9 protein-coding genes are annotated in these 14222 nt (G+C 62.5%); 3 read left to right on the top strand and 6 right to left on the bottom strand.

Annotated elements, in window-relative coordinates:
* Together ACCQ06_RS19105 and ACCQ06_RS19100 are read right to left on the bottom strand one after the other, a co-directional pair.
* Complete coding sequence (locus ACCQ06_RS19105; protein WP_104615076.1) at nucleotides 1-720, bottom strand: ABC transporter ATP-binding protein; 720 nt, start codon at nucleotides 718-720, stop codon at nucleotides 1-3.
* A 47-nt stretch (nucleotides 721-767) separates the two neighbouring features.
* Entirely contained in the window at nucleotides 768-2039 is a 1272-nt protein-coding gene (locus ACCQ06_RS19100; protein ID WP_104615077.1) for an efflux RND transporter periplasmic adaptor subunit, read from the bottom strand.
* Nucleotides 2040-2245: 206 nt separating this feature from the next.
* On the opposite strand from ACCQ06_RS19100, the gene glmS reads away from it, so the two are divergent.
* The 3 genes from glmS to ACCQ06_RS19085 all read left to right on the top strand — a co-directional run bounded on the left by glmS (nucleotide 2246) and on the right by ACCQ06_RS19085 (nucleotide 9106).
* A complete protein-coding gene (gene glmS / locus ACCQ06_RS19095) occupies nucleotides 2246-4075 on the top strand; it encodes a glutamine--fructose-6-phosphate transaminase (isomerizing) (RefSeq protein ID WP_228323576.1) in 1830 nt (609 codons plus the stop codon).
* Nucleotides 4076-7255: 3180 nt separating this feature from the next.
* Entirely contained in the window at nucleotides 7256-7729 is a 474-nt protein-coding gene (locus ACCQ06_RS19090; protein WP_104615080.1) for a hypothetical protein, read from the top strand.
* A 234-nt stretch (nucleotides 7730-7963) separates the two neighbouring features.
* Nucleotides 7964-9106 carry a hypothetical protein gene (locus ACCQ06_RS19085; protein ID WP_316688739.1) on the top strand — a complete coding sequence of 381 codons (1143 nt, stop codon included), beginning with the start codon at nucleotides 7964-7966 and terminating at the stop codon, nucleotides 9104-9106.
* A 134-nt stretch (nucleotides 9107-9240) separates the two neighbouring features.
* Here the strand turns inward: ACCQ06_RS19085 and ACCQ06_RS19080 are convergent, their stop codons facing one another.
* The 4 genes from ACCQ06_RS19080 to ACCQ06_RS19065 form a co-directional block, all read right to left on the bottom strand.
* Entirely contained in the window at nucleotides 9241-11106 is a 1866-nt protein-coding gene (locus ACCQ06_RS19080) for an XVIPCD domain-containing protein (protein ID WP_316688738.1), read from the bottom strand.
* A gap of 106 nt (nucleotides 11107-11212) precedes the next feature.
* Complete coding sequence (locus ACCQ06_RS19075) at nucleotides 11213-11971, bottom strand: hypothetical protein (protein WP_104615083.1); 759 nt, start codon at nucleotides 11969-11971, stop codon at nucleotides 11213-11215.
* Nucleotides 11972-12318: 347 nt separating this feature from the next.
* Nucleotides 12319-12843 carry a lactoylglutathione lyase gene (gloA, locus tag ACCQ06_RS19070; protein ID WP_228323572.1) on the bottom strand — a complete coding sequence of 175 codons (525 nt, stop codon included), beginning with the start codon at nucleotides 12841-12843 and terminating at the stop codon, nucleotides 12319-12321.
* A gap of 225 nt (nucleotides 12844-13068) precedes the next feature.
* Complete coding sequence (locus tag ACCQ06_RS19065; RefSeq protein ID WP_228323642.1) at nucleotides 13069-14106, bottom strand: copper resistance protein B; 1038 nt, start codon at nucleotides 14104-14106, stop codon at nucleotides 13069-13071.
* Nucleotides 14107-14222: the final 116 nt, after the last annotated feature.

Raw genomic sequence — 14222 nt, 5'->3', positions numbered from 1 at the left:
TCATTCGGCCAGGCTTGCAGTGGCGGCGGGCGCGCGCATGAGGCTGGGATTGCGTTCCAGATCGGTGGCCTGGCCGTCGACGATGTGCACGTTGCGCTGCGCGCGTGCGGCCAGTTCCGGGTCGTGGGTGACCATCACGATGGTGGTGCCCTGGCTGTTGATTTCTTCCAACAGCTCCATCACCCCGCGTGCCATTTGCGAGTCGAGGTTGCCGGTGGGTTCGTCGGCCAGCAGCAGACGCGGGCTGCCGGCCAGCGCGCGTGCAATGGCGGCGCGCTGCTGCTGGCCGCCCGACAGTTCGGTGGGGTAATGCTTCAGGCGCGAACCCAACCCGACCTTGGTCAAGGCTTCTTCGATGCGCTGCTTGCGCTCGGACGCGGGCATGCCGCGATAGCGCAGCGGCACGTCGACGTTGTCGAACAGGTTGAGGTCGGGGATCAGATTGAAGCCCTGGAAGATGAAACCGATCTTCTGATTGCGCAACCGCGAACGCGCGTCGTCGGAGAGATGGCTGACGTCTTCGCCATCCAGCAGATACTGCCCGCTGGTAAAGGTCTCCAGCAGTCCCGCCAGGTTGAGGAAGGTGGTCTTGCCCGAACCCGACGGCCCGGTCACCGCGACGAATTCGCCTTCGCGCACATGCAGGTCCAACGAGCGCAGCGCGTGCGTTTCCACCTGTTCGGTGCGGAAGACCTTGGAGACCGCTTGCATCTTGAGCATTGCCGATTCCTTTGCGAAAGAGAGTGCGACGAAGAGGATTGAACGAATCAGTGAACGGTGACGCGCGGCGCGTCGCCAAAATTATCTGCACCGGACACCACCACGCGGTCGCCGACCTGCAGCCCGGACAGCACCTGCACTTCGCCCAGGCTGCTGACGCCGATGCGCACGGGGCGGCGCACCGCGGTATTGCCCTCCATCACGTAGGCGTAGCTGCCGCCGGATTGCTCGACAAACGGGCCGCGCTCGACCTTGAGCACATTGCGACGCGTATCCATCACCACACGCGCGCTCATGCGCTGGCTCTGGCGCAGCCCCGGCGGCTGCTTGTCGGCAAAGCGGATGCGTGCGGTGACTTCGCCGTTGACCACTTCCGGCGACACCGCCGAGATGGCGCCGGGGAACGGTTCGCCGCTGCCGCTGGTGAGCTGGGCCGGCATGCCGATCGCCAGATCGCGCGCGAAGCTTTCCGGCACCTTGATCTCCACTTCGAACTTGGACAGATCCACCACCCCCAGGATCGGTGCGTTCGCCGCCACCTGGGTGTGTTGCACCGCCTGCACCTGGCCGACCTGACCATCGAACGGCGACAGCAGCGTGAGTGCGTCGACCTGGCGTTGCACTTCGGCCACCACGGCGCGTTGGCGGTCGGCCAGCAAACGTTTGTTGCGCGAATCCAGATCCGCACCCTGGCTCTTCAACGACGCATCCCGCTCGGCGTGCTGCAAATCGATGTCGGTTTTCTTCAAGGTGTCCTGCGCCTTGGCCAGCTCCACCTGCGGCACCGCGCCGCCATCGAAGCCGCGCTGATAGCGCTCCAGGTCGCGTGCGGCGGCCTGCTTGTCGATCTTGGCCTGGTCGGTGAGCTTGCTGGCGTTGGCACGGGCGAGCGTGGCGTCCAGCCCTGCGCGGCTGGACTCGGCTTCCAGTCCGGCCAACGTGGCTTGTTCCTGCGCCAGCTTGCTGCGTAGCTCGGGGCTGTCGATGCGCGCCAGCTCCTGGCCCTGCTTGACCACATCGCCGGCCACCACGCTCAGCGTTACTGTGCCGGCCGAGATGGCGTACAGCACCGGGCTGTTGGCGGCGATCACCCGGCCGTCGGCGGCGATGTCGCGCACCAGATCGCCCTGGCTCACCGTGGCGATCCGCACCCGGCTGGCATCGAACGAACTGCTGCCCGCGCTCCACGCGCTGATCGCCCAACCGATACCGGCCAGCACCGCCACGGTGGCGACGCCGGGCCACAGCCAACGACGCCACGGCGCGTTGCCGGCGTGGGTACGGAGAACCTGGTCCTGGGCAGAAGTATCACGAATCATGGTCGGCGTGCTCGGTGGCGTCGGGTTGACAAAGCAGGGTGCGTGCCAACTTCCAAGTGATTGATATAAAAGAAATTCGGGGCGGTCAGGTAAGTGTCCGCAGTGTCCGCGGACACCGGCGCGGACACGCTGTCCGGGCACGGTCATGCAGTGGACAACAGCGGACACGCTAAAATGTCGGCCTTCTTTCCTCATGAGCTGTCCCTATGTGCGGCATTGTCGGAGCGATCGCCGGGCGCGATGTGGTCCCGGTCCTGATCGAAGGACTCAAGCGCCTGGAATACCGGGGCTACGATTCTTCCGGCATTGCGGTGCTCGATGGCGCGCAGGTGCGCCGGGTGCGGCGGACCGGGCGGGTGGTCGAGATGGCGCAGGCGGCGCAGGCCGAACAGTTCGGCGCAACGCTGGGTATCGGCCATACGCGCTGGGCCACCCATGGCGGCGTCACCGAAGCCAACGCGCACCCGCACATCAGTGCCGGCGTGGCGCTGGTGCATAACGGCATCATCGAAAACCACGAAGAACAGCGCGAAAAGCTGCGTGCGCTCGGCTACAGCTTCGAGTCGCAGACCGACACCGAAGTCATCGCGCATCTGATCCATCACCACCTGGCCGGCGCGGGCGATTTGCTCAGCGCGCTGCAGCGCACGGTCAAGGAACTTACCGGCGCCTACGCGTTGGCGGTGATGAGCCAGGCCGAGCCGGAACGGTTCGTCTGTGCGCGCATGGGCTGCCCGTTGTTGATCGGCGTGGGCGAGGGCGAAAACTTCGTCGCCTCCGATGTCTCGGCCATCGTGCAGGCCACCCGCCAGGTGATCTTCCTGGAAGAAGGTGATACCGCCGAGCTGCGTCGCGAGGGCGTGCGCATCTTCGATGCCAACGACGCGCCGGTCGAGCGCTCGCTGCATCTGTCCGATGTGTCGCTGGCATCGCTGGAGCTGGGGCCGTTCCGCCATTTCATGCAGAAGGAAATCCACGAGCAGCCGCGCGCGCTGGCCGATACCATCGAAGCGGCGATCGATGCGAAGGGCTTCCCGGCGTCGCTGTTCGGCGCCAACGCCGAAGCGGTGTTGCGCGATGTCGAAGGCGTGCAGATCCTGGCCTGCGGCACCAGCTATTACGCCGGCATGACCGCGCGCTACTGGATCGAAGCCATTGCCGGGCTGCCGTGCAGCGTGGAGATCGCCAGCGAATACCGTTACCGCGCCGCGTACGCCAATCCCAAGCATCTGATCGTCACCATTTCGCAGTCGGGCGAAACGCTGGATACGATGGAGGCGCTGAAATACGCAAAATCGCTGGGCCATCTGCATACGTTGTCGATCTGCAACGTGCCCGAGAGCGCGATCCCGCGCGCCAGCGAACTGGTTTGCTACACACGCGCAGGCGCCGAAATCGGGGTGGCCTCGACCAAGGCCTTCACCACCCAGCTGGCGGTGCTGTTCCAGCTCACCATGGTGCTGGGCAAGCTGCAGGGCCGCATCAGCGAGGCTGAAGAGGCCGATTATCTGGAGCAGCTGCGCTTCCTGCCCGGCAGCGTGCAACACGCCTTGAATCTGGAACCGCAGATCATGGCCTGGGCCGAGCGCTTCTCACCGAAGGAAAATGCGCTGTTTCTCGGCCGTGGCCTGCATTACCCGATCGCGCTGGAAGGCGCGCTCAAGCTCAAGGAAATCTCCTATATCCACGCCGAAGCGTATCCGGCCGGCGAGTTGAAGCACGGCCCGCTGGCGCTGGTGGATGCGGCGATGCCGGTGGTGGTGATCGCACCGAACGACCGGCTGCTGGAAAAGGTCAAATCCAATATGCAGGAAGTGCGCGCACGCGGCGGCGAGCTGTTCGTGTTCGCCGACCAGGACAGCCACTTCAGCGAGTCCGAAGGCGTGCACGTGATCCGCACCCCGCGCCACGCCGGCGTGCTGTCGCCGGTGATCCACACCATCCCGGTGCAGCTGCTGGCGTATCACACCGCACTGGCGCGCGGCACCGACGTGGACAAGCCGCGTAACCTGGCCAAGTCGGTGACGGTGGAGTAACGCCAGCGCTGCGTGCGTGCAGCGCCGGCGTCCATCCGGGAGTGCGCGCCAGCGGTTCAGTACCGCGCAGGTGCTGGCGTCAGTGCTTGTGCAAAGCATGTTGCCGTTGCCAGGGCGGGGCTCATTGATCAAGCGCTGCGGTTCGCCTCCGCCTGCAGTGCGATTGGCGCGGATCAGCGAGTCTTTGACGTTTTCATTCTGAATTCGAAACGCCGGGACGATGTTGTTCTCCAGCAGCGAATTGCTCACCCGATCCCACAGCCCAACGCTGCCGCTCGCACCGGTGGCAAACCGGTTGTTGCGGATGATGGCGGTACTGAGAACGGAGCCTGTGTACGTGCGGTTCTGCAGATCTTCGCCTTGGGTGATCATCCAATTGCTGCCTTGTACGTTGAATGTTGCGGTCGAGTCTTGCGAGGACAATGGATTCGTCGCCGCCTCGGCGGTGACCTCATTGTTGAGCATTTGCGAATGCCAACCGGGTAGCAGCGCTTGGGCATCGGTGTAAAAACCGTTCGCCTGCACCAGGCTCCCGCCGAAGCGATTAAAACGGTTGTACGCATGGATCACATCAGCGGATGGATAGAAGTTGGTGACAGGGCCGGACCCGTTGTAATCGTTGTTGACGAACAGCATCCTGCCATTGGTCGTCACGATGCTCAGATCCGATTGCTGATCAGGGGGGATCTGCCAGGCGCTGTCTAGGGTGACGGTGTTGCCGAGAGTCAGCGGGTTGCCTGTCAGGTAGCGCTGCTGTCCGGTGCCTCTTCCAGCAACGATCATCGCTGAGTTGCCGTCGGCATCGCAGCGGTACGCCACATCGATGGCTTGCCTTGCCAATGTCAGTTGCTTCCCCGAGACCGCAGCAGCCTTCCCGAAGTAGTTGCCCGTGCCTTCGTCCATCGTGAGCTGCCACGGTGGGGGCTCGGCGTCGACTGGGTATTGATTGGCGTTGTTGGCGTAATACACATCCCGGCTTGGCGCGCTGAATTGCAGTTCCGACGGTGTACCGTAATAGGGCGCCCCTGCGGAAATGTTCCTGTTGTGGGTGATGAGCGCGTTCTGCGCGTCGTGGTTGAACGCCAGCGCCGTCTCGTGCCAACGCAAGGTATTGCCCTGCACTGTCACGCCATACACATTGCCGTCCATGAAAATCGGTTTGCTACTGGTGATGTCGTTGCCGGCGATCTGCAAGTTGGACGTATCGCTGGCCTTGATGCCGGTCGTGTGCGGATCGGTTCTTGTCCGATCTGACGGCTTGCCGAGTGTGATGATTGAGTCGCGTACGAACGGAATCGAGTGCAGGTCTTCGACGGACATGTGTTCGAACAGGATTGCACTGCCTTCGCGCAGGTTCGGCGCGTTGATGGAGAGATCGCGTACGCCATACACGCCAGCGGCATAATTGATCGGGCGGCCACATTTAGGTTGTTTGGCCTGGTTGTAGGCAGTGGAGCCACCCTTGAAGATCACCGCCTGTGCATCCTTGCTGCCGACCACCTGCGGAAAGTTCAGCACGGTTGCCTGTTTGCCCGCACCTGCGATGACGGTGTGGTTGGGGATGTTGTCGAAGCCTCGGCCGGACAAGGTGTAGCTGCCCGCAGGAATGGACACCACGCCACCCTTTGCATTGGCCGCGCAGGCGAATGCGGCCGCAAAGCTGGCGTCGTCCGAAGCGCCGTTGCCGATGGGCGGCGCGACGTTGCATCGGGTTTGCGGCCAATTGGTGGCAGACCCGATGTTGATGCTGGTGATGGTAGTGCGCGGCGCCGTGCGATCCGGTCCGCTGCCGAAATTCTGATAACGGCTCCACGCGCTTGGGCCACCGGAGCCATTGTGTAGATACAGCTCATAATCGCCTTGCGGCACGTCGGCGGGAATGGCAAAACTCTGCACATACATGCCTTCCTTCGGATTGGAGGGATCTGCGCTCAGGATTCGCTGCACGCTTCCGTTTCTGACCAATGCGATCCGTACCGGTTGGCTCGATGCCGACATCCTGCCCAGTGCCGTGCCGAAGACGTTGAGTCTGCCGCCCGGAGACGCACCACCGCCGACGTTGCCTTGCACGAACCAGATATCCGGCGCATTCACCAGCGTTGTCGCACCGGTCCCGCTGCCGGTGACGATCCGATACGCGTAGACGCCGCGCGCACGATCAGGTAGCTGAAACTTGAGTGATTGCTCGGTGGCCTGGCTCGGCACCACGTCGATCCAACCGCTATTGCTGCTGTCGGCGACATCCAACGGGCTGCCTACTGCGCCATCGTCGAGCCGGGTAAGGTGCACTGTGGCGGTTGGGCTGAGATTGCCGCCGCTCACGACGACCGTCTCGTTGCGATCGACCGGCTGCGATGCCCAGAACGTCATTGCGGTACCTGGCGGCACCTCGTCATGCCGTGGATAGGCAAGCGATGCAGGAGAAGCCGCGCGTCCGGCGCGTGCTTGGTCAGTGCCCAGATCAGGCCGTTGGGATGCGCTGCCATCAGTGCTGGCAACGCAAAGGGTCACTGCGATAAAGGTCGTAAGTTTGGAGGTTTTTACACCCATGTCGGATCACTCCTGATGCGGAAGCGAAGGGCTTCCGGAACGTGCGACCACCACGCGATGCGTTGCGCAAGGATCGTGCAAGACGGTTCAACGGTTGTTGCTGGATGACGACAGCGGTGCATCGCACACGCGCATGCACCTGCTAGAACCGCAGAACCATGATGCTCAGTGGCGTGGGGCTCGCCGAGCAGCGGCCATCCTAGAGATGCATAGCTGTTTGAATGCGAACAGATGTCACACAGTTGTGCTCGCTTGGTTCCAATGTCTCGCTGCGGGAGCCAAGTCACTCTTTGAGGAATGTGGTGGCGATGTGGGGTGGTCGCGCGCTGCCGCATCGCGCTGAGAAATCGTTCGCTTCCATCCGCCCTCGCGACGGAATCATTCTGCGATGCGATGCGATGCGATCGGCAAGGCAGCGATCGCGAGTGGCGCGTGCATCGCCGTGGTTGTGCCGTGGTCGCAAGGCGCAGACGTCTCTGCTGTTGCGAGTAGCGCAGGTCGATATACGTGCCTGACGGCCGGCAGCAGCTTGGTCAGCGGTTTCTGGCGCTCGACCACAGCCTCTGCCAACGCTTTGGCCCAGGTTATGCGTAAGCTTCTTGCGAGGGTCAACACCACGCAGGAGGACGTATGCACGAGTCTTTCAAACAGGGGGCGCCGGCCGAATTGTGGCAGGCGTTGGTGCGCGAGGCGGGGCAGCGGATCGCACGTCCGCTGGACGAGTCGCGCGAGCATTATCTGGTCTTCGTGTTGCTGCGCTTTCAGCGCGATGCGCATCTGTTGTCGCGCACGCAGGCATTGGCGTGGTTGCACGCGCAGGAGCAGGTCGGCAGTGTGCGTGCCGATTTGTTGCGGGATGTGGGCGATGGCTGTCTGCTGATTGCCGGGCTGTTTCCCGGCCTGGCACAACGCCGCCGGGTCAGCGTGGATTACTTCATCGATCTCGGGCGCGGCGCCTATTCCGACGTCGCCGACACCCGCTGCAGCGATGCAAGCCTGTTCGCGCAACTGGCCGACAGTTATCGCGAGTTGGTTCGCATCCTTGCTGCGTTACGCACGCCACCCAATTGGCAACCTGGAGCGGGCGGGATCTTGCATGCCTGAGCAGTGAGCCTGGGCAGGGGTGGTCCCGACACACGCGTCGGGCCCGCCCCGACTGCGATTGCCCGCGTCTGCGCGCACACTACCCCGGCAGGCAGATCCGCCGGGTAAGTGCCATTACCCCATGATCAATGCCCTGCAGTGTTGATCGTCGTAGCGTCGATGCGCTGCGGCGCATCGTGCGCGCAGCATGGGGGACATGCTGCGCGCCGCAATCATCCAGAGGGACGTGGATTCATGAAGACGTGTATCGCGGCGGTGCTGTTGGCACTGTCCGGGCTTGCTGTTGCACAAGACCTGCCGCCGGGCTATGCCGGTGAGGGCGGAATGACGCTGCAGGAAATCGACCCTGCCATCTATGCGTATCACTACGACCACGGCTTCGTTGGCGAAGATGCGATGGGCTGGGATCCTGCACTGCAGTTCGTCTGGTCGCGCATCGCCGCTGCCGAGGTCTGTGCACAGCAACCGCCATCGGATGTTGTGATCGGCAAGCTGGTGGAGCAGTACGGCAAGGATGCCGTGGTGCACCAGATCAACGGTGTCGGTTTCCATGCAGCGCAGATGCGTGCTTCCAGTACGTTCTGTACCCCGACGCGTCATGCAGAAGCTGTCGCGGTAGTGCCCGCGTTTGCTGCCGGGGACCTTTCTACCTCAATCGCGTATGTCGCTGCTGCAAAGGCGGGGACGCTAGTGGTGGTAGCAGACGGACAATCCTCGTCACAGGCGCAGGCCGATGCAGCCGCGGTCGTTGCACCGTCGGCAGATTGGGCGTTGCTGCTGCCGTTGCATGCCACCATGCGGGTCGGCTCGAACGGTCTGCCTAACGGCGATGAAATGCTGCGCGTGGTGCGCCGCGGTCATACCGGCGCGATGGTGGGATTGCAGGTCGCCACCAGTCTGTTCGCGCGCGGCGTTGTAGCGTCTTCCTTCGGCAAGGACCAGCTGAAAGGCGAGAAGATGGAAGGCGTCGGCAATCCCGGCTATCAATTGCAGCGCGATGCGGTCAATGCACATCTGAAGAGCTACTTCACCGGTCATCCTGCAGCACTGCCAGTGGATCCGTTCCCGCTGCAGGTGTTGATGTCCGACTGGCTGCTTGTTTACCAGAGCCTGGCCGACACCAAATCGCCTTACGAACTGCGCTACGCAGTGACGATCGGCGGCGAGCGCAGCGGCTTTTTGAAGCGCAATGCAAGCCCGGTTTCGATGGACTGCATACCAACCCCGCGCACCGCATCGCTGGAAGAGTGGGAAGCAAACGATTACGCGATGGTCAAAGAAGCCGCGCAGGCTTATAGCGACGAATGCGCTGCAAAATTCGCCGAGCAGTTGCCGCAGTGGTTTCCCGACAGAGCGACTGTGACTGCCTCGAACTGATCTTCAGATCGGGTGAGGTCGGACATGCGGCCGCTACGGTGATCTGTAAAAATCGGCATCAGCGCATCCTTAAACCAAAACGGGCACTGATCCATCGATCAGTGCCCGTTCCGCCTTTCGGAATTGCAGATGCATCAGCCTACATTGCGTGCCTGGCTGCGTTGCTGCTCTTGCTGATCCTGGACCTGCGTTTGCGTCTGCGCGTCCTGCCGCACGGCATTGCTGCTTTGCTCCAACGGGCGCTCTGCAGCGGCTGCCTTGTCCGCATAGATCCGCTGGTGCGCCGGGTCGCTCGGCTGACCCTGCACTGCGAACAGTCCGGTGCCGTCCTTGCTTGGCATCACCGCGTCGATGCGCTGCAGACCGCTCACCTTGGCTTCGAAGGCCAATGAACCCGCTGCATTCTCCAAGGCGCGACGGTCGGCGAATGCATTCGGACCCAGCTGTTCCAGCTTGCTCACGGCCTGGTTGTAGAGCGGATGATCGGGATTGGTCTTTTCCGACAGCAGTGGCGTCTTCTCGGCCTGCTTCAGTGCCTTGAGCGTATCGCCACCCACTACGCCATCATCCTGCAGCCCGTGTGCACGCTGAAAGGCCTTGACCGCTTCACCCGTTCGCTGACCATAGGCGCCGTCGGCATCGAGCGCATTGCCCTTTGCGTCCTTGTAGCCCAACTGCTGCAAGGTCTGCTGCACTTTCAAAACCTCAGTGCCGTGCGCCTTGTCGCGCAGCACCCCGGATGTTTCTGCCACAGCCTGCGCATGCGCCGGTTTGGGTGCGTTACCGTCGTGAGACTGCTGCTTGCTCTGGCTGCGGTCCTGTAGCAACTCGCGCGCCTCGGACAGCGGGTCGCTGGCATAGAGCTTGACGCCCTTGGCATGCTTACGCTCAAGGTAAGAATCCAGCGAGCTGAGCTCGACGCCCTCACCACCACGCGACTGGCTGATCTTGAGCTCGCCATCCTTGGGATCACGTACCACCATGGTGATGTGGTCAATGCCCTTGTAGCGCCCCTTGTCCCAACTCTGGGGGCCATTGTCCTCCCCGATGATCATGCCTTCTTTGAGGTTCTGGGCAGTGACGTCTTTGCCTTGGATCAGGACACCAGAGCGTTGTTCGGCCTTGCGCAGCAGTTCGGATGCACTATCGAAACCAGGGCTGAACTTCTCGTCCTTAGTGAAGATGACCTTGCCGGCGCCCTCGTTGATTTCACCCATGGTCGCGTTCTGCATCTCGACCACCCAGCCAGAACAATCGACCCTGCCTTTGTCCGGATCTTTTGCTCCCAGGCCGTACTTGACGTTGTCGTATTTGTTGGTGAGGTCATAGGCAGCGTGTAGCGCGATGCCGTGCGCTGCAGCTTTCTCCGGCTGTGCAGGTGCGGACTGCGATGGCGCAGCTTGCGACGGCGCCTGCTGCGTGGCAGAAATCGGCTCAATGCCTTTTTCAGGGATACGGATACGGTCCATCTTCGTATCCCAGTACTGCACAAACGTCTGTGCCATGTCCTTGTCCGACATGCGCTGGAACGTCGCCGAATCGACGCCCGTCAGAGACTTCAGTTCTTTCTCGCCGACATTGTTGAGGATGTTGGCGCGAGTGCTCTCAAGCCCGAAAGATCCTGTGGCAATCGCGGTCTGAAGTGAGCGGTAACCGCTAGCGCCTTGTTGATGGGCCATGTACATGTCCAGGCCATCAGGCGTCGGCTTGCCCGACAGGTAAGGCCGGCCGTCGCGCTCGTGCCGGTCGACCAGGCTCGTCCGGTTATCCAGATACAGCCGCGCTGCTGCGTCGGTGTTGGCCACTGCGTCCAACTCGCGCCCAGCGATGCCGTATTGCTCGGCGGTGCGGGGAGTGAACTGAAATAGCCCTTTCGCACCACCGGCTCCGCGACTGGCCAACTCGTCGAAGTTGCCGCCAGTCTCCACGTGCGCAAACCGCAGGAAGTCGTCACGCGGAATATTCCGCTCGGTTGCTTCGCGTTCGATGATGTCGAGCACTTGGGCTCGTGAGTAGTTCGTCGGCATCGCTCAAGGTCCTTGATTGAGTGCTGCAGCCACGTGGCTGCAGCGGTACGCCGCCCGAACCAATTCCTTTGGTTCTGTATTAAGGGGTCGGCAAATACGATTTCTGGGCTGCATCGTAGCGGTATTCAACCGTTTCGTCACCCCCGCTCGTCGGCGAGTCTGCAGACACCGTCACCCGCAGCATGGGTAGGCCGGGCTGCTGGACAAACGCAAGCGTACTGCTGTTTTTGACGCAAGGAATCTTCCCAGGCGCCTCCTCGCCACAATTTGCACTGTTGTCCTCACCAGCCGGGATGTTGCCGATATACGTCCAATGCTTGTCGTTGACGTCATCTGTTTCCTTCGGGTTGAACACGAGTGCGTCGTAGGAAAGGATCCGTACGCCCGACTGCAGGCTCCACGTCGGCACGGCCAGGACCAGCCGGCCGTCGTCGGTGACGAGGGTCTGTGGCTTACGTGTCGTGTCGACGGTGTTGCCTTGTTCCATTCCTCCGAATTCGCCGATGTAGGGCTCTGCGCCAAGAAGCTTCCATGGCGACTTGCTACCCGGTTCGCTGGTGACGAAGGTGGCGTGTGCCAAGGTCACCTTGGTGCCAGGCGCGGGATAGTGGTTTTCGCGCTCTGCGCCGAAGAGCTCGGGCGTTTCCCAGGCGAAGCCGGTGTAATAACGCGTACCGCCAAGTTCGAACTGAAAGCCGTACCAGTAATTAATCCAGCTGCCGTTGGCCACTTCGTAGGAAAGTGCGCCGTCGCCATCCACATTGCTGATGAAGTACAGCACGCTGTCGGGACGGGGCGGCTGTAGTTGCTGGGTGGATCCCTGGGTTGCGTCCTGCATGGGAGAAGCATCCTTGTCTGAAGGTTTTGGGGCGGTAATGGCTGCGGGGGGAGTCGCCTTCGAAGCCGCGGCATCCGGTGGCGCCGGCTTGCAGGCGGCGATCATCGCTAACGCAAGGATCAGTGGGATCTTCCTGACGAGCATGGGTGTGCATCCATTGCGGAGGGCGGCGAAAGTCTACTCCAGCGCGGCGAGGTGTCCAGTCGTCGCGCCGAGTATCGCCAGGCCAGGGGGCCTGATGGGCGTCGCGCTTCCAAGCGAGGTAGTGCGTGGGTGCTCAGGTCTGCATCCCGTCAGTTGCATCGCTCGTCCGCAGAAACCTCAGGAGGGCTCAGTATCAGTCGTACTTACGCCAGCGGTGTATTGGAAATGATCTCCACCCAATAGCCGTCCGGGTCCTTGATGAAAGCCAGGTGCTTCATACGGCCGTCTTCCAGGCGTTTTTGGTATGCCACGCCGAGGCTGTCGAAGCGTGCGCAGGCGGCGTGGATGTCCGGTACCGAGACGCAAATGTGGCCGAAGCCGCGTGGGTCGCTGTTGCCGTCGTGATAGACCGGGCCGTCCTGGGTTTCGGTGCCGTGGTTGTGGGTGAGTTCCAGCACGCCGGGGATGCCGGCCATCCACAGACGGCGCGCTGCGTCGTCGTCGGGAATCGATGTGCCTTCCGGGGTTAATGCGAGAAAGTACAGGCTGAACTGCGCTTCGGCGAAGTGGCGCGCATCCAGCAGGCGGAAGCCGAGCACGCGCGTGTAGAAGTCCAGCGAGCGTTGCGCATCCTTGATGCGCAGCATGGTGTGGTTGAACACGAAACCGCTGGTTTCGGGGGGCGCGGCGCTAGCGCCGGGAACGTGTTGCAGATCGGTCAGAGGCATTGTTGGGTTCCTTGTTGAAATCGGGGCACAGGTCAGTGCTGCAGTGTGGGCCGATGTTAGCGAGGCAAGGGTTGTCGGCGTGTCTGCATTACGCGCGTCGGTGATCTGGCCGCCACGCGCTGTAGTCGATCATTGCTTTATATCTGCGTTTGCCTGCGTTTGCCTGCGTACAGGCCGTGCGCATGGGCCGGAGCGTCCAGGTCCATGCGCACGGCTGTGGCCATCTCAAAACCAGATGCGCACGCCGGCGATGAAGCGGCTGTCGCGTGCCGGTTCGTCGTCCATCGTGGCGCGCTGGGCCCGGTTGCCGAAGCTGCGCTGATGCACCCAGCCGATGTAGGGCGCAAACCGGCGCGTGAATTCGTAGCGGAGGCGCACACCCGCTTCGAGCTGCTCCAGTCCACTGTCGATGCCGCGCTGCGTATCCTCGCTCAGTGCGATGTTTGCTTCCACGCGCGGCTGCAGGATCAGGCGGTTGGTGAGCAGGACGTCGTATTCGCCTTCCAGTCGCAGGGCCGCGCGACCGCCGCTGGCCACGAAGAGGGTGGCCTCGGTTCCGAACTTGTACGGCGCCAGGCCTTGCACGCCGAACGCTGCCCAACTGCGATGATCGGTGCCGATGTCCTGACGCACGCCCACCAGCACGTCCCACCAGGGCGAGACGGCATGGCCGTAGAACGCTTCGACCGACGCGTCTTGCGTGCGCCCCTGTTGTCGCTCGCCTTCGCTGCGTAGCCACAGACGGTTGATATCGCCGCCGATCCACGCGCGCGCCTCCCATTCCTGGCCGCTGCCGCGATCGGTGTCGAACGCCTCCAGTCGATCGAGCAGCACATACCGGTTGACTCCTGTCCCATGCATCGCATGGCTCTGCAACGGGGCGAAGGCCGCTGCGATGTCCTCGGCGGTCGGCTCCGGAATCGGCTCGCGTGGCAATGCTGTGCTGTGGGTGGAGGCCTGCGTTTGCATCGGCACGTTGGCTTGTGCGTCGTGCTGCATCTGCGCATGGTCCATGGTTGTGTGATCCATTGGCGTCTGCTGCGCGGGGGCTTCATCCATCGATGCGTGATTCATCGCCGCGTGATCCATGGAGCCATGCTCCATGCCTGCGTGCGACATGTGACTGTCACCTGCAGGCGGCTTCACTGCGGTTTCCTGCATCTGAGCATGCTGCAACACCGATGCATCGGTGCGTGCCACAGACGTTGCGGCGTCGCGAGTAGATGCCTTTGCAGGCTTTGGCATCTCGTCGGTGTGCTGCATGTGCGCGTGTGACATCTCCATGGCAGGCAGCATGTCCTGTGCAGTTGCCGACTCCGCATGAAGCGGTTTTGCCGTTTGCAAATCGGTATCGTCAGCCTCGGCCGTCATCTGCATCG

Origin of the sequence: Xanthomonas sp. NCPPB 4467 (assembly GCF_041475665.2) — a bacterium.
Classification (GTDB): Bacteria; Pseudomonadota; Gammaproteobacteria; order Xanthomonadales; family Xanthomonadaceae; genus Xanthomonas; species Xanthomonas dyei.
Note: the sequence above shows the minus strand (reverse complement) of the source record. Positions and strands in the feature narration are given on the sequence as shown.

Excerpts from the sequence above, each read along its gene's own strand:
- ACCQ06_RS19105 (WP_104615076.1), bottom strand. The coding sequence starts at position 720 with ATGCTCAAGATGCAAGCGGTCTCCAAGGTCTTCCGCACCGAACAGGTG.
- ACCQ06_RS19100 (WP_104615077.1), bottom strand. The coding sequence starts at position 2,039 with ATGATTCGTGATACTTCTGCCCAGGACCAGGTTCTCCGTACCCACGCC.
- glmS (WP_228323576.1), top strand. The coding sequence starts at position 2,246 with ATGTGCGGCATTGTCGGAGCGATCGCCGGGCGCGATGTGGTCCCGGTC.
- ACCQ06_RS19090 (WP_104615080.1), top strand. The coding sequence starts at position 7,256 with ATGCACGAGTCTTTCAAACAGGGGGCGCCGGCCGAATTGTGGCAGGCG.
- ACCQ06_RS19085 (WP_316688739.1), top strand. The coding sequence starts at position 7,964 with ATGAAGACGTGTATCGCGGCGGTGCTGTTGGCACTGTCCGGGCTTGCT.
- ACCQ06_RS19075 (WP_104615083.1), bottom strand. The coding sequence starts at position 11,971 with ATGCAGGACGCAACCCAGGGATCCACCCAGCAACTACAGCCGCCCCGT.
- gloA (WP_228323572.1), bottom strand. The coding sequence starts at position 12,843 with ATGCCTCTGACCGATCTGCAACACGTTCCCGGCGCTAGCGCCGCGCCC.
- ACCQ06_RS19065 (WP_228323642.1), bottom strand. The coding sequence starts at position 14,106 with ATGCAGCACACCGACGAGATGCCAAAGCCTGCAAAGGCATCTACTCGC.